This is a genomic window from Corynebacterium frankenforstense DSM 45800, from assembly GCF_001941485.1.
GTDB classification, from domain to species: Bacteria; Actinomycetota; Actinomycetes; order Mycobacteriales; family Mycobacteriaceae; genus Corynebacterium; species Corynebacterium frankenforstense.
The window spans coordinates 1651884-1678363 of record NZ_CP009247.1 but is presented as its reverse complement, the minus strand read 5'-3'; the positions used below and the strand labels follow the sequence as shown (position 1 = coordinate 1678363).

The window sequence follows — 26480 nt, the reverse complement described above, 5'->3', positions numbered from 1 at the left end:
CGCAGGCTCAGCGCTGCGCGGCCGTCCCGCCGGGCAGGCTGACGATCTCGACGCCGTCGAGCTCGACGTTGTCTGCGACCATCCCGCTGCGCACCCCCGAGGCGCAGTAGACGACGACCTTCTCGGCCGTCCCCACCGCCTCGGCCAGCGCGTCCGGGTTCAGTCTGGAGAGCGGCAGCTTGACCGACTCGCAGTCGAGGTCCTCGACGAGCACCTCGTGCGGCTCGCGCACGTCGACGGCCACGGCCTCTCCGGCGCGCACCTCGTCGAGCAGACGGCGCGCCTCGGCGCGCCCGGGGTCGAGCGCGACGTCGTCAATCGAGGCCGCGCACGCCGCACCGTAGAAGTCGCGCACACCCGTCACCGGCTCGCGCGCGGTGTCGGCGCGTACGGTGAGCGCGCGCACGGTGCCGGCCAGCGCGTCGTAGTTGAGCACGCGGCCCGGTGTGGACGCGGGCTCCCCGTCGGGGCGGGTGAGGCCTGTGAGGTACTTGACCGCCTCGGTGGCCATGAGGTTTCCCACCACGGCCGTGGTCGCGCCCAGCACGCCGGCGGTCGCGCAGTCGGGGGCGGAGGCGGCGTCGGGCTGCTCGGGGAAGAAGTCGCGCAGGCCCACCCCGCGGCCTGCGGCGCTGCCCGGCCCGGAGTGCCACAGCGCGGCCTGTCCGGCGAAGCGCAGCACCGTGCCCCACACCAGCGGGGTACCGGTGGCCTCGCAGGCGTCGGCCGAGAGGTACTTGGTGGCGAAGGTGTCCGAGCCGTCGATGACCAGGTCCGCCGCGCCGCACTCGGCGAGAGCGTTCCCGGTGGTCAGCCGGTTCTGATCGGCGTCGACGACGATGCCCGGCTGCAGGGCGGCCAGCCGCTCGGCGGCGACCTCGACCTTGGGGCGGCCGACGTCGCCGGCGCCGAAGAGGACCTGGCGGTGGATGTTGGTGAGGTCCACCGTGTCGTCGTCGAGGAGCCGGATGTGGCCGACCCCGACGGCGGTCAGCGACTGCATCAGCGGGCAGCCCAGGCCGCCGGCGCCGATGACCAGCACGCGCGCCTCGTGGAGGCGTTCCTGCTGGGCGGCGGTGATCAGGTTGAGCTGGCGGGCCACCCGGCGCAGCTCGTCTTCCTCGGTCGTCATCGCCTGCCCCCTAGAGCACCTGGTCGGCCCAGCTGGCCAGGCCCTCGAAGCTGGAGGAGGCACGCGCGTGCTCGCGCTGCGGGATGCGGCCGGCGGTGCGCGCCAGGCGGCCGGCCTCCACGGCGTGGCGCATCGCGCGCGCCATGGCCACCGGGTCCTGGCAGCGGTTGATCGCGCTGGCCAGCAGCACGCCGTCGCAGCCGAGCTCCATCGCGCGGGCGGCGTCGGAGGCCGTGCCCACCCCGGCGTCGAGGATGACGGGCACGTCCTGGCGGTGGGCCTCGGCGCAGATCAACTCGATGTTGTGCGGGTTGAGGATGCCCAGCCCGGTGCCGATCGGCGAGCCCAGCGGCATCACGGCCGCGACCCCCACACCGGCGAGGTGGCGGGCGACGACTGGGTCGTCCGGGCAGTAGGCCAGCACGGTGAAGCCCTCGGCGACGAGGAGCTCGCAGGAATCGATGAGCTCGACGGCGTCCGGCAGCAGGGTGTGCTCGTCGGCGATGACCTCGGCCTTGATCCAGTCGGTGCCCAGCGCCTCGCGGGCGAGCTTGGCGGTGGTCACCGCGTCGCGGGCGGTGCGGCAGCCGGCGGTGTTGGGCAGCGGGGCGATGCCGAGGCGGCGCAGCATCTCGAAGACGCTCTCGCCGCCGCCGGTGGCCGCGGAGTGCCGCCGCATGGCCACGGTGGTCAGCTGGGTGCCGCTGGCCACCAGCGACTCCTCGAGGATGGCCTGCGAGGTCGCCCCGCCGGTGCCCATGATCAGGTGCGAGTGGAACTGCTTGTCGGCGATGGTGAGCATTCTTAACCTCCCTGGACGGCGGTGAGCACGTCGACGCGCTCGCCCTCGTTGATGCGGCGGTCCCACCCGGAGGCGGGCACGACCTCGCCGTCGACGGCGACGGCCACACCGGTGCGGGTGCCGACCTCGGCGTCGACGAGCTCGGCGACGGTGAGCGGCTCGCCCTCGCGGGGCTCGTCGTTGACCGTGTAGTGGATCATGGTGCTGTCTGGCTCCTTCTTCTGTGTTTTAGCGGCGCGGGTCGCAGGCGGCGATGAGTTCGGGGGCGTCGGCGCCCAGCGCCATCTCGGCGCCGACGGCCGCGCCCAGTGCGGTCAGCAGGATGCCGTGGCGGAAGTACCCGGTGGAGATCACGAGGTTCCTCCCCTCCCGGCCCAGATACGGCAGGTCGTCCGGGGTGCCCGGCCGCGCGCCGGTGCCCCACTCGACCATGCCGGCCTCCTCGAGGCAGGGCGCGACGCGGCAGGCGTCGCGCAGCAGGTCGCGCACGGCGAACAGCGGGGTGTCCGCGCGGTGGTCCTCGCGGCTGGTCGCCCCGATGGCGATGCGGCCCTCGGCGCGCGGGATCAGGTAGATCGGCCGGTCCTCAACGAAGCCGCGCACCACGCGGGTGATCAGCTCCTCGCCGTGCGGCGCGGCGGCGATGAGGATGTCGCCGTAGACCGGGCGCAGTTGCAGCGGCGCGTGGACATTTTCGATTTCCGACGCCCCGAGCCCCGCCGCGAGCACGACCGAGTCACCGTCGGCGACGGGCAGCGTGTGCGACTCCGTGCGCACGGCGGTCACCGCGGCGTCCGGGGAGCCTTCGTCGCCCCGGACGAGGGCGAGGGCCTTCTCGGCGACGAACTCGACGCCGCGGGAGGTCAGGGCGTCGACGAGTGCCTCGGCGAACTGGCGCGGGGCCACCTCGTGGTCGCCGGGGATGGAGACGGCACCGGCCAGGTTGGGCGAGAGCCCCGGCTCGAGGCGGCGGGCCTCGCGCACGGTGATGCGCTCGACGGTCATCTCGTGGGCCGACTGGTGGGCGGCCAGCTCCGCCAGGTGGGTGGCGTCGGCGCGGTCGGCGGCGACGACGAGAGTGCCGTCGGTGCGGTGGCCGGTCGGCAGGTCCGTGGCGGCGGCGACCCGCTCGACGAGATCCGGGTAGCGCGCCGCGGAGTCGAGCATGAGCGGGTAGAGCGGCTCCTGGCGGTACTGCACCTCGGCGACCGGGGCGAGCATGCCGCCGGCGAAGTGGGTGGCTTGGCCGGCCGGGGCCGGGTCGACGACGGTGACGCCCGCCCCGCGCTCGGTCAGCTCGAAGGCGGTCGCCAGGCCGACCAGGCCCGCGCCGATGACGGTGACGTGGCTCATCGGGATTCCTCGTTTCCGTTTCCGTCGGCCCCGCCGGGGGCGCCGGCACCCGCGGGGGAGAAGGCCCTCACGATGCGCGCGGCGTAACCGGCCGGGTCCCCGGCGTTCATCAGGGCGCGCACCACGGCGACCCCGGCGACCCCGGTGGCGGCCAGGGCGGGGGCGTCCTCGGCGGTCACCGAGCCGATGGCGACCATGGGCACGGCGGAGAGCTCCGCGAGCTCCCGGTAGGCCTCGACGCCCAGCGGCTCGCGCCCGGAGTCCTTCGTCGGGGTGGGCTTGTACGGCCCGCAGCCGACGTAGTCGATCAGCCCTGCCGCGGCGTGCACGTTCGCGGCCTCGACGAGCTCGCGGGTGCCGGTGGTCAGCCCGATGACCGCGTCCTCGCCGAGCAGGCGGCGCACGTCGGCCACCGGCAGGTCGGACTGGCCGACGTGGACGCCGTGGACGTTCTCGCCGCGGGCCATGGCTGCGGCGGCGACGTCGACGCGGTCGTCGACGAGGACCTTCGTGGCGGGGTTGGCCTCGGCGACGGCGCGGGCGACCGAGACGGTCAGTTCGAGCAGGTCGCCGGCGTCGATGGGCTTGGAGCGCACCTGGACCACCCCGGCGCCGCCGCGGGCGGCCGCCGCGGCGACCTCGGTGATGTGCTCCGGGGTGCCCGCCCCGGTGACCAGGTAGCATCTCAGGTCTGGTTCTGCGGCCACGACGGCCCGACCTCTCTTCCTCCGCCGGTGCTGGCCGGACAGGTTCAAACGGTATCGCGCGCCGCACGCGCTCTCTCAGCCCCTGGGGCCGCCGGTGTGACCGGGGCAGGGCTCCCGTGGATTTCTGGTTGCGATGGGCAAGTGTAGGCCCGATGTCCGTGATTTGTCCGCGAGCCTGCGGTTATGGCACAATGTCCCAGTTCCATGTAGCGGATACGAACCGGTCGAGCCTCACCGCCGCCAGGGTCCTCTGTCCAGACTCATCGAAGGATTTCAATGAACATTCTTGACAAGGTCGACGCAGCCCAGCTGCGCGACGACATCCCCGACTTCCGCCCGGGCGACACCGTCGCCGTCGACGTGAAGGTCATCGAGGGCTCCACCGAGCGCACCCAGCTCTTCACCGGCGTCGTCATCCGCCGCCAGGGCTCGGGCATCCGTGAGACCTTCACCGTGCGCAAGGTCTCCTTCGGCATCGCCGTGGAGCGCACCTTCCCGGTGCACTCGCCGAACCTGGCCTCGATCAAGGTCGAGCGTCGCGGCAAGGTCCGCCGTGCGAAGCTGTACTACCTGCGCAACCTGCGCGGCAAGGCGGCCCGCATCAAGGAGCGCCGCTAAGCGCGAGCTGGCCGGGTACTTCCCGGCCCACAGAATCACCCCGTCGCCGGACTCCGGTCCGGCGGCGGGGTTTTCGCGTGCCCGGGCCCGGGCGGAAAGCCCCCGCGATCCCGGCGGCGGCGCGTCGGAGCCGTCGCCTACTGCATGAGCTGGCGGCTGGCGAGCTCCTGGTAGACCTCGTTTCCGGCCATCAGCTCGTGGTGGGTGCCGCGGCCGACCACGCGGCCCCCGTCGAGGACGATGATCTGGTCGGCGTCGGTGACCGTGGACAGCCGGTGGGCGATGACGACCACGCTGCGGCCGCGGGAGGCGGTGGCCAGGGCGTCGAGGATGAGCTGCTCGTTCATGGAGTCCACCGCACTGGTCGGCTCGTCGAGCAGCAGCAGCGGGGCCTCGGCCAGCAGCATGCGCGCCAGGGCGAGGCGCTGGCGCTGGCCGCCCGAGAGCGTCATGCCGCGCTCGCCGAGGACGGTGTCCAGCCCGCCGCGCTCGCGCAGCGGGCCGTCGAGCCCGACCTGCTCGAGGACGTGCCAGCACTGCTCGTCGGTGGCGTTCTCGGCGACCAGCTGCAGGTTCTCGCGCACGGTGCCGGCGAGCACCGCGGCCTCCTGCTCGACGTAGCCGATCGCCGCGCGCAGCGCGGCCGGGTCGAGCCCGGCGGTGTCGCGCCCGGCGACGAGCACGCGCCCGGAGTCGGGGGAGTAGAAGCGCTCGATGAGCGCCAGCGCGGTGGACTTGCCGGCGCCCGAGGGGCCGACGAGCGCGGTGGTGGTGCCGGCCGGCACGGTGAAGGAGACGTCGTGCAGCACCACGGTGCGGGCGCCTCCGGCGTCCACACCGGAACCGGGGACCGCACCCGTGTCCGCGCCACCGTCGGCGCGCGCGGCGTCGTCAATCTCCTCTTCCTCCTCGCCCGTGGGCGCGTAGGAGAAGCAGACGCGGTCGAACTCGACGGCCGGGGCGCCGGGCACCGGCTCGAGCGCGGCGCCGGTCTCGGACTCGACGGGCTCGCCGAGGATGCGCTGGATGCGCTCGATCGCGCCCATCGCCTGGCGCACGGTGGTCACCGCGCCGAAGACCTGGCCGAGCGGCGAGGCCAGCATGAACAGGTAGAGCACGAAGGAGACGAGGTCGGCGACGGTGATGGCGCCGGCGGCCACGCGCATGCCGCCGATGCCGAGCACGGCCAGGAACGCCGCCTGCAGGGCCAGGCCGGTGGCGGGGAAGAGCATGCCCTCGACCTTGGCGACGTCGCGGCCGTGCCCGAAGGCCCGTCGGGCGTCCCCGCCCAGGGCGGTCTCGATGCGGCGTTGGGCGCGCGCTCCGGCCGCGCGGATGGTGCGCACGGCGACGAGCGCGCGCTCGAGGCCGGCGCCCAGCTCGCCGACGGACTTCTGGGCGGCCTTCGTCGAGCGCTGGATCTTGCCCGAGGCCACGACCACGGCCAGCAGCGCGAGTGCGACCACGGTCAGCACCACGGCGAGCATCACGACGTCGATGAGCCCCATGAGCACCACGGAGCCGACCATGGTCACCGCGCTGCCGACCGCGCCGACCAGCCCGCCGGTGAACGCGGAGCGCACCAGGGTGGTGTCTGCGCCCACGCGGGTGACCAGGTCGCCGGTGCGCAGCCGGTCGTAGGCCGTGACCGGCAGGCGCAGCACGCGGTCGATCAGGCGGGTGCGGGTGTCGTAGACGGCGGACTCGGCGGTGCGCGTCATCACGTAGATGGACGCGCCGTCGGCCACGGAGCCGACCGCCAGGAGCGCGACGAGGATGCCGGCGCGCCCGGCGACCCCGTCGGGGAAGTCGGCGATCATCTGGTTGACCACCAGGGGCTGGACCAGGGCGACCACGGAGCTGACCAGGCTGAGGGCCACCGCGAAGGCCAGGGCGCCGCGGTGGTGGGCGAGCATGCCCAGCAGCGTGACAAAGGGTCTCGTTCGCATTCCGCGAATGCTAGTCCGCGAATACCGGGACCGCCGCCCGTGGCTGCTAGAGTTGCCGGGCGTGAGTGCAGCAGCAGCCGAGAACGCCGCCGAGAGCGGGACCGCCGGGCAGGACGAGGGCGCCAAGAAGGAGCTGCCCTGGTTCGTGGAGATCCCCCTGGTGATCGTCGCCACGTTCCTGGTGATCTTCCTCGTGCAGACCTTCATCGGCCGGATCTACCTGATCCCCTCGGCCTCGATGGAGCCCACGCTGCACGGCTGCGCTGGCTGCACCGGCGACCGCATCGTCGTCGAGAAGATCTCCTACTACGCCTCCGACCCGGAGCCCGGCGACGTCGTCGTCTTCGCCGGCACCGACTCCTGGAACGAGACGTTCACCTCCCAGCGCTCGGAGAACGCCGTGGTGCGCGGCCTGCAGAACGTCGGCGCGCTCGTCGGCCTGGTGGCCCCGGACGAGAACGACCTGGTCAAGCGCATCGTCGCCACCGGCGGGCAGACCGTCAGCTGCCAGGAGGGCGACCCCTCGGTGATGGTCGACGGCAAACCGACCGACCAGTCCTTCACCCTGCAGCCCCCGCAGTACCCGGTGGACCCGAACACCGGCTCCACCGAGTGCGGCGGCGACTACTTCGGCCCGCTGACCGTGCCGGAGGGCAACGTCTTCGTCATGGGCGACAACCGCACCAACTCCCAGGACTCCCGCTACCACATCGGCGACGAGTACCAGGGCACGATCCCCGAGGACAACATCCGCGGCAAGGTCGTCGCCCGCGTGTGGCCGCCCTCGCGCATCGGCGGCGTCGAGCACGCCGACCTGCAGGCTGCGGCGAACTAGGCGCGGGGGACACGCGGCGAGCATGCGCCGACTGACCCAGATGCGCACCCACGAGGTCGCGCTGTGCCGCGCCGGGCTGGGGCCGGTGGCGGGCGTCGACGAGGCCGGCCGCGGCGCGTGCGCCGGGCCGTTGACGGTGGCCGCCTGCGTGCTGCCCGAGCGCACCTTCCCGCAGCTGAAGGAACTGACCGACTCGAAGAAGCTCACGCCCAAGGCCCGCGAGCGGCTCTTCCCGCTCATCCAGAAGGCCGCGCTGGCCTGGTCGGTGGTGCACATCCCCGCCGCCGAGTGCGACTCGCGCGGCGTGCAGCGCGCCAACCTCGCCGGCATGCGCCGGGCCGTCGCGCTGCTCGACGTCGCGCCCGGCTACGTGCTCACCGACGCCTGGTACGTCGCCGGGCTGACCTCGCCGCACCTGCCGGTCATCGGCGGGGACGCCACCTGCCGCTGCATCGCCGCGGCCAGCGTGCTGGCGAAGGTCTCGCGCGACCGGCTGATGGCCCGGCTCGACGAGACCTACCCGGGCTACGGCTTCGCCGGGCACAAGGGCTACGGGACACGCGCGCACATGGACGCGGTGCGCCGCCACGGCGCGAGCCCGGTCCACCGTTACACTTATGCCAATGTCGCGGCCGCCAACCGCGAGTTCTTGCAGCACGGGAAGGACGGTTCAGCCCCATGAGCGCTGAGGATCTGGACAACTACGAGGCAGAGGTCGAGCTCTCCCTCTACCGGGAGTACCGCGACGTCGTCAGCCAGTTCTCCTACGTCGTGGAGACCGAGCGCCGCTTCTACCTGGCCAACGCCGTCGAGCTGATCCCGCACACCAAGGACGGCGACGTCTACTACGAGGTGCGCATGTCCGACGCCTGGGTGTGGGACATGTACCGCCCGGCGCGCTTCGTGCGCTACGTCCGCGTGATCACCTACAAGGACGTCAACATCGAGGAGCTCGACAAGCCGGACTTCGTGCTCCCCGAGCAGTAGCCCGCCGCGGGACCCGCCCGCACCCCGGACCCGACGCAGCCTGCGCTGCGCCGGGTCCTTTCGCTGTCCGCCGGCGATTGTGCCGCGGGGCGGCGTCGGTGCAACTCGCCCGTGGCGGGCCTGTGTACGGCGCCGGGTTGTCCACAGAATTGCCGACGCCGCGTCGCGCCCCGACTGCGTCCCCGCCAGGGTGGTGCGTGGACAACGACCGCACACTCAACGGGGGAGCAGATGATGACCACCAGACCACGACCGCGCCCGACGGGGCCGCCCGCGCAGGCCGTGCTCGGGCGCCGCGGCGAGGACCACGTCGCCGCGGCCTACGAGAGGGGCGGGGCGCGCGTGCTGGGCCAGAACGTGCGCGAGGGCCGCGACGAGATCGACCTGATCGCCGAGGAGGAAGACGGCACCGTCGTCTTCGTCGAGGTCAAGACGCGGCGCGGCAGGGGCTTCGGCGGGGCGGAGGCCGTCACCGCCGCCAAGCTGCGCCGCATGCGCCGTGCGGCGGCCGCCTGGCTCGCCGAGCGGGCCTGGGTCCAGGTGCGCCTGGACGTCGTCGAGGTGGTGGTCGCCGGCGACGGCACCGCCGCGCTGACCCGCTTCAAGGGGGTCGATGAGGGTGCATGAGGCGGCAGGGAGACTCGGGCGCACCCGCACGGTCGCGCTCGACGGGGTGGACGCCCACCTGGTCACCGTCGAGGCGAACATCGGGCCCGGGCTGCCCGGCGTGCACGTCGTCGGGATGGGCGACACCGCCGTGCGCGAGTCTCGCGACCGGATCCGCACGGCGGTGACCAACAGCGGGCTGGACTGGCCGCGCAGCAAGATCGTCGTCTCGATGTCACCGGCCGACCTGCCCAAGGCCGGCTCCCAGTTCGACCTCGCCATGGCGCTGGCCGTGCTCAGCGGCGCCGAACGCGGCCGCGGGGAGAACCGGCTGCGCGCGGCGATGGCCATCGGCGAGATCGGGCTGGACGGCACCGTGCGCGAGGTCCCCGGCGCGCTGCCGGCCGCGCTCGCGGCCCGCGCCCACGGCCTGGACACGGTCATCGTGCCGCCGGGCAACGCCGCCGAGGCCTCCGTGCTCGCCTCGGTCGAGGTGCTCGTCGCCCCGACCCTGGCCGCCGCGTGGGACTGGGCCCGCGGCCGCGCCGAGCTGCCGCGCGCCGGGCTGCCCGGGGACCCCGGGGGATCGGGTGCAGGTTCGGGTGCAGGTTCGGGCGCCGGTGGCTCGGGCGACGGCGGATCGGGCGCGGGCCCGGGCGGGCTGAGTGGGCTGAGTGGGCTGCGCGCCGTCGGGGGCGCCCGGCTGCCGGATCTGGCGGACGTCGCCGGCCAGCCCGAGGCGCGCCTGGCCCTCGAGGTCGCGGCCGCCGGCGGGCACCACATGATGATGGTCGGTCCGCCGGGCTCGGGGAAGTCGATGCTCGCCGAGCGTCTGCCCGGGATCCTGCCGCCGCTTTCCGAGGGCGAGATGATCGAGGCGACCGTGGTGCACTCGGTGGCCGCCGCCACCGGCGCGGGACCCGTGACCCACCCGCCGTTTGTCGCCCCGCACCACACCGTCACCCGCGCGGCCCTCCTCGGCGGGGGAGCGGGCCACCCGCGGCCCGGGGCGGTCAGCCTCGCCCACCGCGGGGTGCTCTTCCTCGACGAGGTCTCCGAGGTGCCCGCCGCCGTGCTCGACGGGCTGCGCCAGCCGCTGGAGACCGGCGAGGTGCACCTGCTGCGCGCTCGCAGCCGGGTCACCCTGCCCGCCGGCTTCCAGCTGGTGCTCGCCGCCAACCCGTGCCGCTGCGGGGCCGCCGAGCCCGCCGCCTGCCGCTGCAGCCCGGCCGAACGGGCCCGCTACCTGTCCAACCTCTCCGGCCCCCTGCGCGATCGCCTCGACATCTTCGTGCGCACCCGCGTCACCGGCACCCTGAGCGCGCCGACCGGCGAGTCCAGCGCGGCGGTGGCCGAGCGGGTCGCCGCCGCACGCGAACGCGCCGCCGCCCGCTGGGCCGGGCCGGAGAAGACCGGACCGGAGTGGGCCGGTCGGCGCGTGCCGGGGCCGGTCCTGCGCCGCCGCTTCCCGGCCAGCGAGGAGGCCATGGCGCTGCTGGAGGCCTTCCTCGCCGAGGGCTCGGTCAGCCAACGTGGCGTCGACCGGACCCTGCGGCTGGCCTGGACGCTGGCGGACCTCGAGGAGGACGACCGGCCGGGGCTCGACCACGTCCACCGCGCCGTGGCGCTGCACGCCCCGGCCGCCGACCTGACGGAGGCCGCATGAGCACCGACGAGACCGGAGCCCGCCCTCCGGGCGGCGACCCGCACGCCGAGCTGCTCGCCTGGGCCTATCTCAGCCGCGTGATCGAGGGCCCCTCGCGCGCGCTGCAGTCGCTCCTCGATGCCGGCTGGACCGCCCGCGACATCGCCGCGGGCGTGCGCACCCGTGACCCCGCGGTGGGCGGGCTGATCAAGGAGACCGCCGCCCGCCACCGCCAGTGCCACCCGGAGGCCGACCTCGAGGCCGCCGCCGCGGTGGGCGCCCGGCTGATCCACCCCGGGCACCCCGACTGGCCGGCCGCCGAACTCGACTCCGCCTTCGGGTTCGCCGCGCGGCAGGCGGGCGGGCGCGCCGACGCCGTGGCCCCGCACGCGCTGTGGGTGCGCGGCGGCTCGCCGGCCGGGTTGTGCGCCCAGGCCGTCGCCCTGGTGGGCACCCGGGCGATCTCCCGCTACGGCGCCGAGGTCACAGGCTCCCTCGCCCGCGGCATGGCCGGCCACCGCTGGACGGTCGTCTCCGGCGGGGCGCTCGGCGTGGACGCCGTGGCCCACAACGCCGCGCTCGACGCCGGGGGATCGACCGTGGTCGTGGCCGCCTGCGGCATCGACGTCGACTACCCGCGCCGGCACGCCCGACTCTTCGATCGCGTCGCCGAGAACGGCGCCGTGGTCACCGAGTACCCGCCCGGGGCCACCCCGCACCGCCACCGGTTCCTCACCCGCAACCGTCTGGTCGCCGCGCTCAGCCTCGGCACCGTGGTCACCGAGGCCGCCTGGCGCTCCGGCGCGCTGAACACGCTGAGCTGGGCCGAGCACCTGGGTCGGGTGTGCATGGCCGTGCCCGGGCCGGTGACCACCGCGGGCTCGGTGGGCTGCCACGAGCGCATCCGCACCCGCGCCGCCGAGCTGGTCACGAGTGCCGACGACGTGCGCGCCCTCGTCGGCCCGGCGGGCACCCCGGACTCGGCCGGGCAGTACGAGCTCGACTTCGGCCCCGACCCCGTCCAGCGCCTCGACCGCAACCAGCTGCGGGTCTTCGACGCGCTCGAGCCGGGCACGGGACGCAGGGCAGGGGAGATCGCCGCGACCGCGGGCCTGCCGCTGCCGTTGACCGTGCACCTGCTCGTCGATCTCATGCGCGCCGGGCTGGTGCGCCTGGAAGGGGAGCTCTGGCACCGCGGCCAGCTACCATGAGCCCCATGGGTGCACACGAGTCACAGATCGAGGCGGCGGCGGGCGACTTCGCCGAATACCAGGAACTCGTCCTGGGCCGCTCGCCGGCGACCGTGCGCTCGTACCACTCCGACCTGGTGGACCTGGCCGGCGTGATCCCCACCTTCGCCGAGTTCACTCTCGAGAACCTGCGCGCCTGGCTCGGCGAGGCCGCCCACCGGGGGCTCGCCCGTTCCACGCTGGCCCGGCGCACCGCCAGCGCGCGGGCCTTCTCCACCTGGGCGGTGCGCCACGGTCACCTCGAGCGCGACGTGGCCGTGCGCCTGTCGACCCCCGCGCCGAAGCGCCACCTGCCGCACGTGCTCAGCGAGAACCAGGCCCGCGAGGTCCTCGACGCCGGCGACGCCGCCGCGGGATCAAGAGAGGCCGGGCCCGAGGAGCTGCGGGATGCGGCGATCCTCGAGCTGCTCTACGCCACCGGCATCCGCGTCAGCGAGCTCACCGGCCTGGACGTCGACGACGTGGACCTGAAATCCGGCACCCTGCGGGTGACCGGTAAGGGCGACAAGCAGCGCACCGCGCCCTTCGGCAGGCCCGCCGCCGCGGCGCTCACGGCCTGGCTGGACCGGGGGCGTCCGCGGCTCATCCGCCCGGAAAAAACAGGGCGTGCGGCCGACCGGCACGCGGTCTTCTTCGGCGTGCGCGGCGGGCGGATCACCGACCGCCAGGTCCGCCGCGTGGTCTCCGCGGCCGTCGAGGCCGTCGGCGCCGGCGAGGCCAGCCCCCACGACCTGCGCCACTCCGCGGCCACCCACCTGCTCGAGGGCGGGGCGGACCTGCGCGAGGTCCAGGAGCTGCTCGGCCACTCCTCGATGCAGACCACGCAGATCTACACCCACGTCTCCACCAACCGGCTCAGGCGCGTCTACCAGCAGGCCCATCCCCGGGCCTGAGGGGCTTGAGCCGGATGACGGCCGCCTCGAGAAGCGCCAGCGGATCGACGTAGGCGGTCGGCGAGTCGATGGGGCGCGCTCCCCAGTGCAGTCCGTCATGGGCCTGATTCCCGACGGCCCCGCCGGAGTCGCCGGGCCCGGCGCCGTCTGACCGGCCGCCTGCCGAGCCGTCGCCTGTCTGATCCCGCCCCGGCGTCGTGGCGACCAGCACCCCGATGCGCTCGCCGCCGGCGACCTCCTGCCCGCGGCGCACCGACGCACGCACCGGCTGGTAGGTCGTGCGCAACCCGTCGGCGTGGTCGATCGAGACCACCGGCGTGCCCGCGACCTGGCCCGCGAAGGCGACCGTGCCGGCCGCCGCCGCGAGCACCGGGGCGCCGGGCGCGGCCGCCAGGTCCACCCCACGGTGGCCGGGCAGCCAGTCGTGGGCCGGCGGGTCGAAGCCCCGGGTCACCCGCGAGGGCGTGCGCCCGCCCGTCAGCGGGTCCGAGTAGCGCACGGTGCTCCGTGTGGGTGCCGCGGCGTCGGCGGCCAGACGGTGAGCATCGGAGGCGTGGGTGGCGAGGGGAGCCACGGGCTCGGCGGCAGGGGAGCAGACGGCCGGGGAACCGGCGGACGGGGAAGAGAATGGGATGGAGAAGGGGCGGGAGGCCGCGGCCGGAGTGGCGGACGAGGCGGCCAGGGCCACGACCGTCACGGCCGAGACCGCGGTGCGCAGCGCGCGCCGGGCGGCGGCGCGTGCGCCGCCGCGTGAGAATGAGTGCTCCATGCCCGCAAGCCAAGCGGGAACCGCCCACGGCGGCCAGCGCGGCGTCGTCAATCTGTGGAGACCGGGGGAGGAGAAACGGGAGATACGGGTGTGACTGACGCCTGTGGATCCCGGCGCGCGCCGTTTGGCCTGGGGCGATCCGGCAGGTATTATCGCGCGCAGCAGTGTGCTCTCCGGGCGCGCTGACTACGCTGCGGCACCCGCACGCAGGCTCTGAGAGTCTGCGACCCGAGGGCCCGACACGGTCCCCGACCTCGACGGTCGGGGCGTTGGGTTTGGGCGCGGGGGTCGCCAGGGCGCAGGACAAAGACACAAATCCTGTCGCGCAAAGACAACCAAAACCCAAAAAGAGAAAGGGAAGAACCCATGGCAGTCGTTACCATGCGCGAGCTTCTCGATGCCGGTGTCCACTTCGGCCACCAGACGCGTCGCTGGAACCCGAAGATGCGTCGTCACATCTTCACCGACCGCAACGGCATCTACATCATCGACCTGCAGCAGACGCTGACCTACATCGACGAGGCCTACGAGTTCGTCAAGGAGACCGTCGCCCACGGCGGCAACATCCTGTTCGTCGGCACCAAGAAGCAGGCCCAGGAGGCCGTGCAGGAAGAGGCCGAGCGCGTCGGGATGCCGTACGTCAACCACCGCTGGCTCGGTGGCATGCTGACCAACTTCCAGACCGTCTCCAAGCGCCTGCACCGCATGAAGGAGCTGCAGGCCATGGACGCCGCCGAGGACGGCTACCTCGGCCGCACCAAGAAGGAAGTCCTGATGCTCACCCGCGAGCGCACCAAGCTGGAGCGCGTCCTGGGCGGCATCTCGGACATGACCAAGGTCCCCTCCGCCCTGTGGATCGTCGACACCAACAAGGAGCACATCGCCGTCGCCGAGGCGCGCAAGCTCAACATCCCGGTCGTCGCCATCCTCGACACCAACTGCGACCCCGACGAGGTCACCTACCCGATCCCGGGCAACGACGACGCGATCCGCTCCGTCAAGCTGCTGACCCACATCGTCGGCGAGGCCGTCGTCGAGGGCAAGAAGGCCCGCGAGGAGCGTCAGCTCGCCGCCGCCCGTGAGGCCGCCGGCGACACCGACGAGAAGGCCGCCGCCGACGCCAAGGACGCCGCCAAGGCCGATGAGAAGGCCGCCGAGGCCCCCGCCGAGAACGACGGCGCCGAGGCCAAGCAGGGCGAGTAGCCCTCGGCTAGCATGGCCACCCGGTAAACCCTTTTTCACGAACTAGGAGGATCGCCCGCCAATGGCGAACTACACCGCTGCGGATGTCAAGAAGCTGCGCGAGAAGACCGGCTCCGGGATGCTCGACTGCAAGAAGGCGCTCGACGAGACCTCGGGCGACTTCGAGAAGGCCGTCGAGATCCTGCGCGTCAAGGGCGCGAAGGACGTGGGCAAGCGCGCCGAGCGCAACGCCCTCGAGGGTCTGATCGCCGTCTCCGGCAACACCATGATCGAGGTCAACTCCGAGACCGACTTCGTGGCCAAGAACGCCGAGTTCAAGGAGACCGCGCAGAAGATCGCCGACGCCGCCGCCGCGGCCAAGGCCAACAGCGCCGAGGAGCTCAACGAGGTCCAGGTCGAGGGCCAGTCCGCCCACGACTACCTCGAGGCCCTCTCCGCCAAGATCGGCGAGAAGCTGCAGCTGCGCCGTGCCGCCACCGTCGAGGGCGAGCACGTCTCCGTCTACCTGCACCAGCGCTCGGCGGACCTGCCGCCGGCCGTCGGTGTGCTCGTGGCCTACACCGGTGAGGGCGAGGACGCCGAGGCCGGCGCCCACGCCGCCGCCATGCAGGTCGCCGCGCTGAAGGCGAAGTACCTCTCCCGCGAGGACGTCCCCGCCGACGTCGTCGAGAAGGAGCGCGGCATCGCCGAGAAGATCACCCGCGAGGAGGGCAAGCCCGAGAAGGCGATCCCGAAGATCGTGGAGGGTCGTCTCAACGGCTTCTACAAGGACGCCGTGCTGCTGGACCAGCCGTCCGTGGCCGACAACAAGAAGACCGTCAAGCAGGTCGCCGACGAGGCCGGCGTGACCCTCACCGGGTTCGCCCGCTTCGAGGTCGGCCAGGAGTAAGTCCGGCCCGGCCGCTTTTCGCGGGGAACACTCCCCGTAAATCCCGACGCGGCGGTGGCGAGTGTCATAGGGTGCGCCCTATGCCCGCCACCGCCGCGTCTTCGATTTCCGACGCCCCCGCAGCGCCCTCCGTGCCTGCGTCCCCCTCCGCCGTCGCGCCTGCGCGCCGCCGCGGCCTGATCCCGCGCCTGCCCGCCCTCGACGGGCTGCGCGGCGTCGCCGTGGTGGCCGTGGTGCTCTACCACTTCTTCGGCGACGCCCTGCCGGGCGGCTACCTGGGCGTGGACGTCTTCTTCGTCCTCTCCGGCTTCCTGATCACCAGCCTGCTGGTGCGCGAGCGCACCGGCACCGGGCGGATCAACCTGAAACGCTTCTGGCTCAAGCGTGCCCGGCGCATCCTGCCGGCGGCCGTCTTCGTCGCCACCGTCACCGCCGTGGTGGCCGGCTTCGTCGGCGGTGACCGCACCGTCGGGCTGGACCGGCAGTACCTGAGCTCGCTGTTCTTCTTCAACAACTGGGCCCAGATCATCGCCTCGAAGTCCTACTTCGCCTCCGGGGGAGCGGAGATCTTCGCCCACTACTGGTCGCTGTCGGTCGAGGAGCAGTTCTACCTCGTCTGGCCGCTGGTCATCCTCGCCGTCGTCGCCCTGGCGGGCGCGCGCCGGCTGCGGGCGGCGGCCATCGGCTGCGTGGTCGCCGCGCTCGCCTCGGCGGCGTGGATGGCCACGCTCTTCGACCCGGCCGAGGACCCCTCGCGCGTCTACTACGGCACCGACACCCACGCCTTCGGCCTGCTCTTCGGCGCGGCCGCCGCGCTGTGGCTGTGCTCCCAGGAGCGCGGCGGGCTGATCTGGCGCCGGCGCGCGGGCAACTGGCCCCTGGCGGCCGCCGCCGTGGTCATCGTCGGCATGGTGGCCCTGCCGGACTCGAGCCCCGTGGCCTACCGCGGCGGCATCGTCGCCGTCTCCGCGGCCACGGCGCTGCTGATCGTGGGCCTGGCCGGCCGTCAGCCGCTGCTGACCACGGTGCTGGCCAACCCGGTGCTGCGCCGCCTCGGCGCGGTCTCCTTCAGCCTGTACCTGTGGCACTGGCCCGTCGTCGTCATCACCGACGAGCTGCTGCCGGACTGGGCCACCCGGACCGGCGTCGGCATCATCGCGCTGCCGATCTCCTACCTGCTCGCCGAGATCACCTTCACCTACGTCGAGGAGCCGCTGCGCCGGCGCGGCTACCGGGCCGTCTTCGGCCCGCGCGTGCGGAGCACGGCGATCGCAGCCCTCGTCGCCGTCGTCGCCGTCACGACCGCCCTGGTCAAGGCCCCGGACCAGACCGGCCTGGAGGCCGACCTGCAGGCCGCGGCCCAGCGCCAGGCGGAGAACGCGCAGCCGGCGCGCCCCGTGCCCGCCGACGACGGCGACGCCGCCACCGCCGACGCGGGCTCGAAAGTCGCCCCGGACAAGCGGCGGATGCCCGCCGGCGACCGGATGACCGCCGTCGGCGACTCCGTCATGCTCGCCTCGATGGACGCGCTGCAGACCGAGTTCCCCGGCATCTACGTCGACGGGGCGGTCTCCAGGCACTGGATGGACGCCCCCGGCATCCTCGACGACCTCGACGCCCAGGGCGCGCTCGGGGACGTGGTCGTGCTCGGCTTCGGCACCAACGGTCCCTCCGACGGCGCCGGCGACGAGCAGCTCCTCGACCGCGTCCTCGACCGGCTCGGCGAGGACCGCACCGTGGTGCTCGTCCTGCCCTACGGCGACCGCTGGTACATGCCCGACGCCGAGAGCGAGGTGCGCGAGGAGGCGGACCGGCGGCCCAACGTCTTCGTCGCCGACTGGTGCCACGCCGCCAAGGCCGACCAGTCGAAGCTGCGCGAGGACCTCGTCCACCCGACCCCGGAGGGGGCGTCGGCCTACGCGCACGCCGTGCGCACCGCCCTGGAGCACTGGCGGGCGGGCGACCGCACGGTGCCCGGGGTCTGCGGGGTCTGACGCGGCCGGGGCGGCACTCGGGACACGGGTCGCAGCGCGGTAGGATGTCCGCGAGGCGCAGACCGCCCGGCAGTGACCGACCACCAGGTAAATAAGGAGCCGACAGTGACCCTCTCGGACGAGACGACCCGCCAGCGCACCGGATACAAGCGGGTGATGCTCAAACTGGGCGGTGAGATGTTCGGCGGCGGACAGGTCGGCATCGACCCCGACGTCGTCGAGAACGTCGCCCGGCAGATCGCCGAGGTCGCCAACGCCGGCACCGAGGTCGCCGTCGTCATCGGCGGCGGCAACTTCTTCCGCGGCGCCCAGCTGCAGCAGCGCGGCATGGACCGCGCCCGCTCCGACTACATGGGCATGCTCGGCACCGTGATGAACTGCCTGGCCCTGCAGGACTTCCTGCTCCAGGAGGGCGTCGAGTGCCGCGTGCAGACCGCCATCAACATGGCGCAGATCGCCGAGCCCTACCTGCCGCTGCGCGCCGCCCGCCACCTGGAGAAGGGCCGCGTGGTCATCTTCGGCGCCGGCATGGGCATGCCGTACTTCTCCACCGACACCACCGCCGCCCAGCGCGCCCTCGAGATCGGCTGCGAGGTGCTGCTGATGGCCAAGGCCGTCGACGGCGTCTACTCCGCCGACCCGCGCGTGGACTCGAACGCCGAGCTCTTCGACGAGATCACCCCGCGCGAGGTCATCGAGCGCGGCCTGAAGGTCGCTGACGCCACCGCGTTCAGCCTGTGCATGGACAACAACATGCCGATCCTGGTGTTCAACCTGCTCACCGAGGGCAACATCGCGCGCGCCGTCAGCGGTGAGCGCATCGGGACCCTGGTGCAGTCCTGATAGATTTGTCCTGTACGCGAAAACCCTCCGAACCGAGACGTAAGGACCTGATTTTCCGATGATCGACGACATTCTGCTGGACTCCGAGGAGCGCATGGAGGCCACGGTCGAGCACACCCGCGAGGACCTGACCACCATCCGTACCGGCCGCGCCAACCCCTCGATGTTCAACGGGGTCATCGCCGAGTACTACGGGGTGCCGACGCCGATCACCCAGATGTCCACCATCTCGGTGCCGGAGCCGCGCATGCTGCTGATCAAGCCCTACGAGCCCTCCGTGATGGAGGAGATCGAGAAGGCCATCCGCAACTCCGACCTCGGCGTGAACCCGACCAACGACGGCCAGGTGCTGCGCGTGACCGTGCCGCAGCTGACCGAGGAGCGCCGCCGTGAGATGGTCAAGGTGGCCAAGGCCAAGGGCGAGGACGGCAAGATCGCCATCCGCAACATCCGCCGCAAGGGCATGGAGCAGCTCAAGAAGCTCCAGAAGGACGGCGACGCCGGCGAGGACGAGGTCCAGGCCGCCGAGAAGGAGCTCGACAAGCTCACCCACACCGAGGTCGAGAAGATCGACGAGCTCGTCGAGGCCAAGGAAGGCGAGCTGATGGAGGTCTAGCCTCCGCCACACCCCGGCCGCACCCGCGGCCGGGCACCGGCCAGCCGAACGGCCGGGAACCGGTTACCCCGGTGTCCGGGGAACGTGAGAACCAGTCAGCCGCAGCGTCGGCTGCCGGGGGAGACCTCGCGGACGAGAACCACAAAGGAGCCAGCTCAGGTGAGTGAGACCCCCAGCGGGCAGCCGGGGCGGGCGAAGGCCCGCACGACGCCCGAGGCCGCACCGGCCAAGGCCCGCCGCCTCGGCTTCCGGCCGAAGAACTCCGCCGGACGCGACCTGAAGAAGGCCATCGCCGTCGGCGTGGGGCTCGGCCTGCTGGTGCTCATCGCGGCCCTGACCGGGCCGTTCGCCTGGTACCCGCTGGTGGCCGCCGCCGCGGGCCTGGCGACCTGGGAGGTCTGCAGCCGGCTGCGCGAGCACGGCTACGTGGTCCACCCGATCACGCTCATCGTCGGCGGGCAGGTCATGCTCTGGGCCTCCTGGCCCTTCGGGGTGACCGGCATCGCCACCGGCTTCGTCGCCGCGGCGCTGGTGGTCATGTTCGGTCGGCTCTTCCACCGCGGGCGCAACCACGCCCCGGAGAACTACCTGCGCGACACCGGCGTCTCCCTGTTCGTGCTGACGTGGGTGCCGCTCTTCGCCGCCTTCGCCGCGATGATCTCGCGCCTCGGCGGCCCCCACCTCGACGCCGGCGCGTTCATCATCACCTTCGTCGTCTGCGTCATCGCCTCCGACACCGGCGGCTACGTCACCGGCGTGCTCTTCGGCTCGCACCCCCTGGCCCCGGCCGTGAGCCCCAACAAGTCCGTCGAGGGCTTCGTCGGCTCCGTGGTCTGGGCCGCGGTGGCCGGCACGCTGCTGGTCTGGCTGCTGCTCGACCACGCCTGGTACCTGGGCCTGGCCCTCGGCGCGCTGATGGCCGTGTGCGCCACGCTCGGGGACCTGGTGGAGTCGCAGTTCAAGCGCGACCTGAAGATCAAGGACATGTCGGGTCTGCTGCCCGGCCACGGCGGCCTGATGGACCGCCTCGACGGGCTGCTGCCCGCGGCGATGGTCAGCTGGCTGCTGCTCAGCGTCATCGCCTGAGCCACGGGACCTGCGGCCACGCCGCGCGACCTCCGACCGCGCAGCCGGATACGGAAGCTACCCGCGCTTGGCGGCGCGGCGCAGCTCGAACATCCGCACCCCGCCGACCAGCGCCATGATCAGCGCGCCGACGATGGCGGCCAGCAGGAAGCCCACGCCCGAGGGCACGGAGAACTCCCAGGCGAACAGCTTCAGCTCGACGGCCTCGGGGTTCTGCATGATGAAGACGAGCAGCAGGATCAGCAGCAGTGCGCCGATGATCATCGCCACCCAGGTCGACCCGGCGATCGTGCGGCCGGTCCCGCGCGGCTCCTCGTGGCGCTCCTCCCGGGGCTCGGGGCGGTCAGCGTGCTCCGCCTGGTCGGCGCGCCCACCGCGCTGTGCGCCCTCGGCGAGCGTGCCCTCGTCCCGGACCACCGGGGCGTCGGAAATCGGGTCGGGCGAGGCGGGCGCGCCCGGCGTCACCGCTCCGTCGTGGCCGGCGGGAACGGTCCCGGGGTAGGCGTCGGAGGCGGGGGAGAAGGCGTCGTCGGCGCCGCGGTCTGTGGGGTAACTGTTCGTCATGGCTCCATTGTGCCCGAGCGCGATTCGAAAACGGGGCCTCGGGGTGTGAGAATGGGGCCACTATGGCTACTCCCGTTCCCCTGCAGTTCGCCGCCCCCAAGCGCGGCATGCCGCCGAAGCACTTCGCCGACCTCTCCGAGGACGCGCGCATCGAGGCGCTCGCCGAGCTCGGCCTGCCCAAGTTCCGCGCCGACCAGATCGCCCGCCACTACTACGTGCGCCACGAGGCCGACCCGCGGACGATGACGGATCTTCCCGCCGCCGCCCGCGAGGAGGTCGCCGAGAAGCTCTTCCCGCAGCTGATGCAGCCGCTGCGCCACCTGACCACCGACGACGGCGAGACCCGCAAGACGCTGTGGCGCCTGCACGACGCCACGCTGCTCGAGAGCGTGCTCATGCGCTACCCGGGCCGGGCGACCCTGTGCGTGTCCTCCCAGGCCGGCTGCGGCATGAACTGCCCGTTCTGCGCCACCGGCCAGGGTGGCCTGGACCGCAACCTGTCCACCGGCGAGATCGTCGACCAGGTGCGCAACGCCGCGGCGACGATGGCCGCCGAGGGCAAGCGCCTGTCCAACGTCGTCTTCATGGGCATGGGTGAGCCGCTGGCGAACTACAAGCGCGTCGTCTCCGCCGTGCGCCAGATCACCGCGCCCGGCCCGCACGGCTTCGGCATCTCCCAGCGCGGCGTGACCGTCTCCACCGTGGGCCTGGCCCCGGCGATCCGCCGCCTGGCCGACGAGGAGCTCTCCGTGCGCCTCGCCGTCTCGCTGCACACCCCGGACGACGAGCTGCGCGACACCCTGGTGCCGGTCAACAACCGCTGGCCGGTCGCCGAGGTCCTCGACGCCGCCCGCTACTACGCGGACAAGTCCGGCCGGCGCGTCTCCATCGAGTACGCGCTGATCCGCGACAAGAACGACCAGCCCTGGCGCGCGGACATGCTGGGCAAGAAGCTGCACAAGGCGCTCGGCCCCAAGGTGCACGTCAACGTCATCCCGCTGAACCCGACCCCGGGCAGCGAGTGGGACGCCTCGCCGAAGGAGCGCCAGGACGAGTTCGTCCGCCGCGTGATCGCCCAGGGCGTGCCGTGCACGGTGCGCGACACCAAGGGCTCGGAGATCGCCGCGGCCTGCGGCCAGCTCAAGGCCGACGAGCAGCAGTCCGCCTGACGCACACCGCAAAACGGTCCCCCGTCCACCGACAAGGTGGGCGGGGGACCGTCGTCTGCACGAGGCGCGCGGCGCGCGCGGTGCCTAGTGCCTCTCGGTCGCGGCGTGCTCGCCGGACTCGGTCACGGCGTGCGCGGCCGGGGCCTCGGCCTCGGGCAGGCGGCGCAGGTCCGCGACGCGGGAGGGCTCGATGTTCAGCGAGCGCAGCTCCGAGTCGGACAGGTCGGCGTAGGCGCCGGACAGGGTGGCCTGGTCGTAGGCCCAGTCGGGCTCCTGGTGGCCGACCGGCTTGTTGCGGGCCGACAGGGTGCGCACCTGGCTCAGCTTCGGCTGGAAGAGCAGCAGGAGCAGGCCGAGGGCGATGACGACGGCGAAGCCGTTGAGCCAGATGGTCTCGACGTGGCCGCGGTGGTTGCCGAAGTTCATCGCGAGCAGGAAGATCACGGAGATCCAGCCGGCCAGCTGGATGGCGCGGTTGCCGATGCCGTGCCAGCCCCACGCCGCGGAGGGCTCGTCGAGGGTGGACACGCCGTTGTAGATCTCGGCCTTGGGCTCGTGGTTACCTGCCACGGTGCAATCTCCTTTGCGCGCGCTGGGAAAAGCTCGTTCTTCGCGTCCATTCTGCCACACGGAGGGCTGAAACCGGCCACGGGACCGACCTTGGAATAGGCCCGGTCATTCTTTCGTCTGCCCCCTCCCGGGGCGGATGGGCGGCGACGGCGGGGCACGTGCGGTGCCCGTACGTTCCATTGACGACGTCCCGCCGCACCCCGTGGGCGTACCCCTGACGGCGGGTGCGTGGCGGCCGCGCGGGGCGCGGCCGTGGTGCGGCTGCGGTGTGGCCGGGGCGCGGCTGCGGTGTGTCCGGGGCGCGGCTGCGGTGTGCCCGGGGCACGGCCGCGTGGGGCGGGCGAAGATGGAACAATGGTCGCCGTGACTGAGCAGAACAGGAAACGCATCGTCCTTCTGGGCTCCACCGGATCCATCGGCACGCAGGCCCTCGAGGTCGTCTCCGAGCACCCCGAGCGCTTCGAGGTCGTCGGCATCGCCGCCGGCGGCGGCAACCCCGGGGCCCTGGCCGAACAGGCCGAGACCCTGGGGCTGGCCCCGGAGCGGGTGGCCGTGGCCGACGAGTCGGCCGCCCGCCGCGTCGCCGACCGCCTCGGCGGCGAGGTCATCGCCGGCGCCGACGCCGCCCGCGTGCTCGTCGAGGAGACCGCCGGCGAGGTCGACACCGTGCTCAACGGCATGGTCGGCTCGCAGGGCCTGCCCGCCACGCTGGCCACCATCGACTCCGGGGCCACCCTGGCGCTGGCCAACAAGGAGTCCCTCGTCGCCGGCGGCCGGCTGGTCACCAGGCGCGCGAAGCCCGGCCAGATCGTTCCGGTCGACTCCGAGCACTCCGCGATGGCGCAGGCCATGCGCGGCGGCTCGCGCGCCGAGGTCGCCCGCCTGGTGCTCACCGCCTCCGGCGGGCCGTTCCGCGGCTGGGACCGCCGCCGCATGTGGCCGGTCACCCCGGAGCAGGCCGGCAAGCACCCGGTGTGGTCGATGGGCCAGATGAACACGCTCAACTCCGCCACCCTGGTCAACAAGGGCCTGGAGCTGATCGAGGCGACGCTGCTCTTCGACGTCGCCCCCGACGCCGTCGACGTGGTGGTCCACCCGCAGTCGATCATCCACTCCATGGTCACCTTCGCCGACGGCGTCACCATCGCCGAGGCCTCGCGGCCCTCGATGCGCCTGCCGATCTCGCTGGCGCTCGGCTGGCCGGACCGCGTGCCCGAGGTCGAGCCCTTCCTCGACTTCGGCAGCACCTACTCCTGGGACTTCGCGCCGCTGGACAACAAGAACTTCCCGGCCGTGGAGCTGGCCCGCGAGATGGCCCGCCGCGGTGGGACCTGGCCGGCGGTCTACAACGCCGCCAACGAGGAGGCCGCCGACGCCTTCCTCAACGGGCGCCTGCGCTTCCCGCAGATCGTCGACGTCGTCGAGGAGGTCGTCGAGGGCGCCGGGGACTTCGCCGGCGAGCCGCGCGACGTCGAGGACGTCTACGCCGCGGAGCGCACCGCGCGCGAGCGTGCCCGGGCGGCCGCGGAGAAGGCGGCCGGCTAGGTGGTCGCCTACATCGCCGGGGTGGCGCTGTTCGCCCTGGGCATCGCGGTCACCATCGCGCTGCACGAGGCGGGCCACCTGGTGGCGGCCCGCAGCTTCGGCATGCGCGTGCGCCGCTACATGATCGGCTTCGGCCCCGAGGTCTTCTCGAGGAAGATCGGGCAGACCCGCTACGGCGTGTGCGCGCTGCCGCTCGGCGGCTTCTGCGAGATCGCCGGCATGACGGCCCTCGACGAGGTCACCGAGGACGAGGAGCCCTACGCCATGCGCAACCAGGCCCGCTGGAAGCGGGTCGTGGTGCTGCTCGGCGGGATCCTGATGAACCTGCTGATCGGCCTCACCATCCTCTACGGGGTGGCCGTCACCAGCGGCATCCCCAACCCCTACGCCGACCGCACCGCCGTGGTCGGCGAGGTGCTGCCCGACGGCACCGCCGCGGCCGCCGACATCGAGGAAGGCGACCGGATCCTGGCCGTCGACGGCGAGGAGATCCCGGACTTCCTGACCCTGCGCGAGACGGTTCGTGAGATGCCCGGCGGCGACGCCGAGCTGACCGTCGAGCGCGACGGCGCCCGGCGCACGGTCGACGTCGACGTCGCCGACGCCGGGGGAGTGGGCGCGGTCGGCCTGGTCGGCGCCCCGGTGCCCGAGGCCGTCAAGCGCTTCGGGCCCCTGGAGGCCGTGCCCGCCACCGGCGCCTACACCGGCGAGCTGCTCCAGGGCACGCTGACCGCGCTGGGCAAGCTGCCCGCCCAGATCCCCGGGGTGGTCGCCAGCATCTTCGGCGGCGAGCGCTCCCAGGAGTCGCCGATGAGCGTCGTCGGCGCCTCGCGCGTGGGCGGCGAGCTGGTCGAGCGTTCCCTGTGGGACGTCTTCTGGATGATGCTGGCCTCGCTGAACTTCTTCCTGGCGCTGTTCAACCTCATCCCGCTGCCGCCCTTCGACGGCGGGCACGTCGCCGTCGTCATCTGGGAGGCCGTGCGCGACCGGGTGCGCGCCCTGCGCGGGCTGCCGCCGGCCGGCCCGGCCGACTACACCCGGCTGCTGCCGCTGACCTACGCCGTCGGCGCCGCGCTGCTGGCGCTCGGCGCGGTGGTCATCGTCGCCGACGTGGTCAACCCGGTGCGCCTCTTCGGCTGAGGTCCGGGGCCCGGTAGGGACCCCGCCCGTGAGCCCGGTCGCGGCGCGCGCCCGCCGCGGCCCGGCCTCCCGACCCGCGTTGCCGCCGGGCGGTAGAATCGGCGCGAACCCGTTTGATCCAAGGAGCATGCACAGTGTCGAATACCGTCGGTCTCGGACTCCCCGACGCACCGCCGCCCACCCTGGCCCCGCGCCGCAAGACCCGCCAGCTCATGGTCGGTGACGTCGGCGTCGGCTCCGACTATCCGGTCTCCGTGCAGTCGATGACCACGACGCGCACCCACGACGTCAACGCGACGCTGCAGCAGATCGCCCAGCTGACGGCGACCGGCTGCGACATCGTGCGCGTCGCCTGCCCGAAGACGGTGGACGCCGACGCGCTGCCCGCGATCGCGAAGAAGTCGCCGATCCCGGTCATCGCGGACATCCACTTCCAGCCGAAGTACATCTTCGCCGCCATCGACGCCGGCTGCGCGGCCGTGCGCGTCAACCCGGGTAACATCCGCGAGTTCGACGGCCGCGTCAAGGAGGTCGCCAAGGCCGCCGGTGACGCCGGCGTGCCGATCCGCATCGGCGTCAACGCCGGTTCGCTGGACAAGCGCCTGCTGGAGAAGTACGGCAAGGCCACCCCGGAGGCGCTGGTCGAGTCCGCCATCTGGGAGGCCGGTCTCTTCGAGGAGTACGGCTTCGGCGACATCGCCATCTCCGTCAAGCACAACGACCCGGTCGTCATGGTCGAGGCCTACCGTCAGCTGGCCGCCAAGACCGACTACCCGCTGCACCTGGGCGTCACCGAGGCCGGCCCGGCCTTCCAGGGCACCATCAAGTCCTCCGTGGCCTTCGGCTGGCTGCTCGGCTCCGGCATCGGCGACACCATCCGTGTCTCCCTGTCCGCCGACCCGGTCGAGGAGATCAAGGTCGGCGACCAGATCCTGCAGTCGCTCAACCTGCGCCAGCGCGGCCTCGAGATCGTCTCCTGCCCGTCCTGCGGACGCGCCCAGGTGGACGTCTACACCCTGGCCGAGGAGGTCACCGCCGGCATGGAGGGCCTCGACATCCCGCTGCGCGTCGCCGTGATGGGCTGCGTGGTCAACGGCCCGGGCGAGGCCCGCGACGCCGACCTCGGCGTGGCCTCCGGCAACGGCAAGGGCCAGATCTTCGTCAAGGGCGAGGTCATCAAGACCGTGCCCGAGTCCAAGATCGTCGAGACCCTGCTCGAGGAGGCCCAGCGCCTCGCCGAGGACATGGACCCCGACGAGCTGGCCGCCGCCCAGAACAACGGCGCCGGCCCGTCCGTGCGCGTCACGGGGTAGCA

27 protein-coding genes are annotated in these 26480 nt (G+C 72.9%); 18 read left to right on the top strand and 9 right to left on the bottom strand.

The genetic code is table 11. The features are described 5' to 3' along the window. Positions 1 to 7: 7 nt before the first annotated feature. The 5 genes from CFRA_RS07385 to CFRA_RS07365 are packed head-to-tail and all read right to left on the bottom strand — an operon-like array spanning position 8 to position 3994. Positions 8 to 1132, bottom strand: a complete 1125-nt coding sequence (locus CFRA_RS07385; protein WP_075664111.1) for a ThiF family adenylyltransferase — start codon at positions 1130 to 1132, stop codon at positions 8 to 10. A 10-nt stretch (positions 1133 to 1142) separates the two neighbouring features. Next, positions 1143 to 1934, bottom strand: coding sequence for a thiazole synthase (locus CFRA_RS07380; RefSeq protein ID WP_075664110.1), 792 nt, complete (start codon positions 1932 to 1934; stop codon positions 1143 to 1145). Between the two features lie 2 nt (positions 1935 to 1936). After that, the gene (gene thiS, locus CFRA_RS07375; protein WP_075664109.1) at positions 1937 to 2134 is read right to left on the bottom strand and encodes a sulfur carrier protein ThiS; all 198 of its coding nucleotides are present in this window, start codon (positions 2132 to 2134) and stop codon (positions 1937 to 1939) included. 28 nt (positions 2135 to 2162) lie between these two features. Then, positions 2163 to 3287, bottom strand: coding sequence for a glycine oxidase ThiO (thiO, locus tag CFRA_RS07370; RefSeq protein WP_075664108.1), 1125 nt, complete (start codon positions 3285 to 3287; stop codon positions 2163 to 2165). Continuing rightward, positions 3284 to 3994: a thiamine phosphate synthase gene (locus CFRA_RS07365; protein ID WP_075664107.1), complete on the bottom strand. Its 711-nt coding sequence runs from the start codon at positions 3992 to 3994 to the stop codon at positions 3284 to 3286. Before CFRA_RS07365 ends, thiO begins: the two co-directional genes overlap by 4 nt. A 276-nt stretch (positions 3995 to 4270) precedes the next feature. Here CFRA_RS07365 and rplS point away from each other — a divergent pair, with 276 nt between their 5' ends. Beyond that, on the top strand, positions 4271 to 4612 hold the full coding sequence (gene rplS / locus CFRA_RS07360; protein ID WP_075664106.1) for a 50S ribosomal protein L19: 342 nt from the start codon (positions 4271 to 4273) through the stop codon (positions 4610 to 4612). 137 nt (positions 4613 to 4749) lie between these two features. On the opposite strand, the gene CFRA_RS07355 is transcribed toward rplS, so the two are convergent. Beyond that, complete coding sequence (locus CFRA_RS07355) at positions 4750 to 6561, bottom strand: ABC transporter ATP-binding protein (protein WP_075664105.1); 1812 nt, start codon at positions 6559 to 6561, stop codon at positions 4750 to 4752. Positions 6562 to 6568: 7 nt separating this feature from the next. On the opposite strand from CFRA_RS07355, the gene lepB reads away from it, so the two are divergent. From lepB to CFRA_RS07320, 7 genes are all read left to right on the top strand, one after another. Next, positions 6569 to 7396 (top strand): signal peptidase I, encoded by an 828-nt coding sequence (lepB, locus tag CFRA_RS07350; protein ID WP_083666893.1) that lies wholly within the window; start codon positions 6569 to 6571, stop codon positions 7394 to 7396. 22 nt (positions 7397 to 7418) lie between these two features. Next, positions 7419 to 8078 carry a ribonuclease HII gene (locus CFRA_RS07345; protein WP_075664104.1) on the top strand — a complete coding sequence of 220 codons (660 nt, stop codon included), beginning with the start codon at positions 7419 to 7421 and terminating at the stop codon, positions 8076 to 8078. Continuing rightward, positions 8075 to 8383, top strand: coding sequence for a DUF2469 domain-containing protein (locus CFRA_RS07340; RefSeq protein WP_075664103.1), 309 nt, complete (start codon positions 8075 to 8077; stop codon positions 8381 to 8383). Before CFRA_RS07345 ends, CFRA_RS07340 begins: the two co-directional genes overlap by 4 nt. Positions 8384 to 8617: 234 nt before the next feature. After that, positions 8618 to 9010, top strand: a complete 393-nt coding sequence (locus CFRA_RS07335; RefSeq protein WP_075664944.1) for a YraN family protein — start codon at positions 8618 to 8620, stop codon at positions 9008 to 9010. Beyond that, on the top strand, positions 9003 to 10655 hold the full coding sequence (locus tag CFRA_RS07330; protein WP_245797514.1) for a YifB family Mg chelatase-like AAA ATPase: 1653 nt from the start codon (positions 9003 to 9005) through the stop codon (positions 10653 to 10655). The genes CFRA_RS07335 and CFRA_RS07330 overlap by 8 nt, the downstream gene beginning before the upstream one ends. Further along, positions 10652 to 11845 carry a DNA-processing protein DprA gene (gene dprA / locus CFRA_RS07325; protein ID WP_075664101.1) on the top strand — a complete coding sequence of 398 codons (1194 nt, stop codon included), beginning with the start codon at positions 10652 to 10654 and terminating at the stop codon, positions 11843 to 11845. Before CFRA_RS07330 ends, dprA begins: the two co-directional genes overlap by 4 nt. A gap of 5 nt (positions 11846 to 11850) precedes the next feature. Then, positions 11851 to 12777, top strand: a complete 927-nt coding sequence (locus tag CFRA_RS07320; RefSeq protein ID WP_415684314.1) for a tyrosine recombinase XerC — start codon at positions 11851 to 11853, stop codon at positions 12775 to 12777. On the opposite strand, the gene CFRA_RS07315 is transcribed toward CFRA_RS07320, so the two are convergent. After that, a complete protein-coding gene (locus tag CFRA_RS07315; protein ID WP_083666892.1) occupies positions 12740 to 13546 on the bottom strand; it encodes a peptidoglycan DD-metalloendopeptidase family protein in 807 nt (268 codons plus the stop codon). The genes CFRA_RS07320 and CFRA_RS07315 overlap by 38 nt on opposite strands. A gap of 366 nt (positions 13547 to 13912) precedes the next feature. Between CFRA_RS07315 and rpsB the strand changes: the two genes are divergently transcribed. From rpsB to CFRA_RS07280, 6 genes are all read left to right on the top strand, one after another. Then, positions 13913 to 14749, top strand: coding sequence for a 30S ribosomal protein S2 (gene rpsB, locus CFRA_RS07305; RefSeq protein WP_075664097.1), 837 nt, complete (start codon positions 13913 to 13915; stop codon positions 14747 to 14749). Between the two features lie 61 nt (positions 14750 to 14810). Continuing rightward, positions 14811 to 15638 (top strand): translation elongation factor Ts, encoded by an 828-nt coding sequence (tsf, locus tag CFRA_RS07300; protein ID WP_075664096.1) that lies wholly within the window; start codon positions 14811 to 14813, stop codon positions 15636 to 15638. Between the two features lie 80 nt (positions 15639 to 15718). Next, on the top strand, positions 15719 to 17632 hold the full coding sequence (locus CFRA_RS07295; protein WP_075664095.1) for an acyltransferase family protein: 1914 nt from the start codon (positions 15719 to 15721) through the stop codon (positions 17630 to 17632). 156 nt (positions 17633 to 17788) lie between these two features. Beyond that, complete coding sequence (pyrH, locus tag CFRA_RS07290) at positions 17789 to 18475, top strand: UMP kinase (RefSeq protein ID WP_245797758.1); 687 nt, start codon at positions 17789 to 17791, stop codon at positions 18473 to 18475. A 58-nt stretch (positions 18476 to 18533) separates the two neighbouring features. Beyond that, positions 18534 to 19091, top strand: coding sequence for a ribosome recycling factor (frr, locus tag CFRA_RS07285; protein ID WP_075664093.1), 558 nt, complete (start codon positions 18534 to 18536; stop codon positions 19089 to 19091). 276 nt (positions 19092 to 19367) lie between these two features. Next, complete coding sequence (locus tag CFRA_RS07280) at positions 19368 to 20177, top strand: phosphatidate cytidylyltransferase (protein ID WP_075664943.1); 810 nt, start codon at positions 19368 to 19370, stop codon at positions 20175 to 20177. Positions 20178 to 20234: 57 nt separating this feature from the next. Here the strand turns inward: CFRA_RS07280 and CFRA_RS07275 are convergent, their stop codons facing one another. Next, positions 20235 to 20741: a LapA family protein gene (locus CFRA_RS07275; RefSeq protein WP_083666890.1), complete on the bottom strand. Its 507-nt coding sequence runs from the start codon at positions 20739 to 20741 to the stop codon at positions 20235 to 20237. Between the two features lie 62 nt (positions 20742 to 20803). Between CFRA_RS07275 and rlmN the strand changes: the two genes are divergently transcribed. Beyond that, positions 20804 to 21910 carry a dual-specificity RNA methyltransferase RlmN gene (gene rlmN / locus CFRA_RS07270; protein WP_075664092.1) on the top strand — a complete coding sequence of 369 codons (1107 nt, stop codon included), beginning with the start codon at positions 20804 to 20806 and terminating at the stop codon, positions 21908 to 21910. A gap of 84 nt (positions 21911 to 21994) precedes the next feature. Here rlmN and CFRA_RS07265 read toward each other — a convergent pair whose 3' ends face one another. Next, positions 21995 to 22480 (bottom strand): DUF2631 domain-containing protein, encoded by a 486-nt coding sequence (locus CFRA_RS07265; RefSeq protein WP_083666889.1) that lies wholly within the window; start codon positions 22478 to 22480, stop codon positions 21995 to 21997. A gap of 354 nt (positions 22481 to 22834) precedes the next feature. On the opposite strand from CFRA_RS07265, the gene dxr reads away from it, so the two are divergent. From dxr to ispG, 3 genes are all read left to right on the top strand, one after another. Continuing rightward, positions 22835 to 24025 carry a 1-deoxy-D-xylulose-5-phosphate reductoisomerase gene (gene dxr / locus CFRA_RS07260; protein WP_075664090.1) on the top strand — a complete coding sequence of 397 codons (1191 nt, stop codon included), beginning with the start codon at positions 22835 to 22837 and terminating at the stop codon, positions 24023 to 24025. Continuing rightward, on the top strand, positions 24026 to 25165 hold the full coding sequence (locus tag CFRA_RS07255) for a M50 family metallopeptidase (protein ID WP_075664089.1): 1140 nt from the start codon (positions 24026 to 24028) through the stop codon (positions 25163 to 25165). A gap of 134 nt (positions 25166 to 25299) precedes the next feature. Next, complete coding sequence (gene ispG, locus CFRA_RS07250; protein ID WP_075664088.1) at positions 25300 to 26478, top strand: flavodoxin-dependent (E)-4-hydroxy-3-methylbut-2-enyl-diphosphate synthase; 1179 nt, start codon at positions 25300 to 25302, stop codon at positions 26476 to 26478. Positions 26479 to 26480: the final 2 nt, after the last annotated feature.

Excerpts from the sequence above, each read along its gene's own strand:
- rpsB (WP_075664097.1), top strand. The coding sequence starts at position 13,913 with ATGGCAGTCGTTACCATGCGCGAGCTTCTCGATGCCGGTGTCCACTTC.
- CFRA_RS07295 (WP_075664095.1), top strand. The coding sequence starts at position 15,719 with ATGCCCGCCACCGCCGCGTCTTCGATTTCCGACGCCCCCGCAGCGCCC.
- lepB (WP_083666893.1), top strand. The coding sequence starts at position 6,569 with ATGCTAGTCCGCGAATACCGGGACCGCCGCCCGTGGCTGCTAGAGTTG.
- CFRA_RS07335 (WP_075664944.1), top strand. The coding sequence starts at position 8,618 with ATGACCACCAGACCACGACCGCGCCCGACGGGGCCGCCCGCGCAGGCC.
- rplS (WP_075664106.1), top strand. The coding sequence starts at position 4,271 with ATGAACATTCTTGACAAGGTCGACGCAGCCCAGCTGCGCGACGACATC.
- thiO (WP_075664108.1), bottom strand. The coding sequence starts at position 3,287 with ATGAGCCACGTCACCGTCATCGGCGCGGGCCTGGTCGGCCTGGCGACC.
- CFRA_RS07340 (WP_075664103.1), top strand. The coding sequence starts at position 8,075 with ATGAGCGCTGAGGATCTGGACAACTACGAGGCAGAGGTCGAGCTCTCC.
- rlmN (WP_075664092.1), top strand. The coding sequence starts at position 20,804 with ATGGCTACTCCCGTTCCCCTGCAGTTCGCCGCCCCCAAGCGCGGCATG.
- CFRA_RS07345 (WP_075664104.1), top strand. The coding sequence starts at position 7,419 with ATGCGCCGACTGACCCAGATGCGCACCCACGAGGTCGCGCTGTGCCGC.
- CFRA_RS07380 (WP_075664110.1), bottom strand. The coding sequence starts at position 1,934 with ATGCTCACCATCGCCGACAAGCAGTTCCACTCGCACCTGATCATGGGC.
- CFRA_RS07355 (WP_075664105.1), bottom strand. The coding sequence starts at position 6,561 with ATGCGAACGAGACCCTTTGTCACGCTGCTGGGCATGCTCGCCCACCAC.
- CFRA_RS07315 (WP_083666892.1), bottom strand. The coding sequence starts at position 13,546 with ATGGAGCACTCATTCTCACGCGGCGGCGCACGCGCCGCCGCCCGGCGC.
- tsf (WP_075664096.1), top strand. The coding sequence starts at position 14,811 with ATGGCGAACTACACCGCTGCGGATGTCAAGAAGCTGCGCGAGAAGACC.
- frr (WP_075664093.1), top strand. The coding sequence starts at position 18,534 with ATGATCGACGACATTCTGCTGGACTCCGAGGAGCGCATGGAGGCCACG.
- pyrH (WP_245797758.1), top strand. The coding sequence starts at position 17,789 with ATGCTCAAACTGGGCGGTGAGATGTTCGGCGGCGGACAGGTCGGCATC.
- dprA (WP_075664101.1), top strand. The coding sequence starts at position 10,652 with ATGAGCACCGACGAGACCGGAGCCCGCCCTCCGGGCGGCGACCCGCAC.
- dxr (WP_075664090.1), top strand. The coding sequence starts at position 22,835 with ATGGTCGCCGTGACTGAGCAGAACAGGAAACGCATCGTCCTTCTGGGC.
- thiS (WP_075664109.1), bottom strand. The coding sequence starts at position 2,134 with ATGATCCACTACACGGTCAACGACGAGCCCCGCGAGGGCGAGCCGCTC.
- CFRA_RS07275 (WP_083666890.1), bottom strand. The coding sequence starts at position 20,741 with ATGACGAACAGTTACCCCACAGACCGCGGCGCCGACGACGCCTTCTCC.
- CFRA_RS07385 (WP_075664111.1), bottom strand. The coding sequence starts at position 1,132 with ATGACGACCGAGGAAGACGAGCTGCGCCGGGTGGCCCGCCAGCTCAAC.
- CFRA_RS07320 (WP_415684314.1), top strand. The coding sequence starts at position 11,851 with ATGGGTGCACACGAGTCACAGATCGAGGCGGCGGCGGGCGACTTCGCC.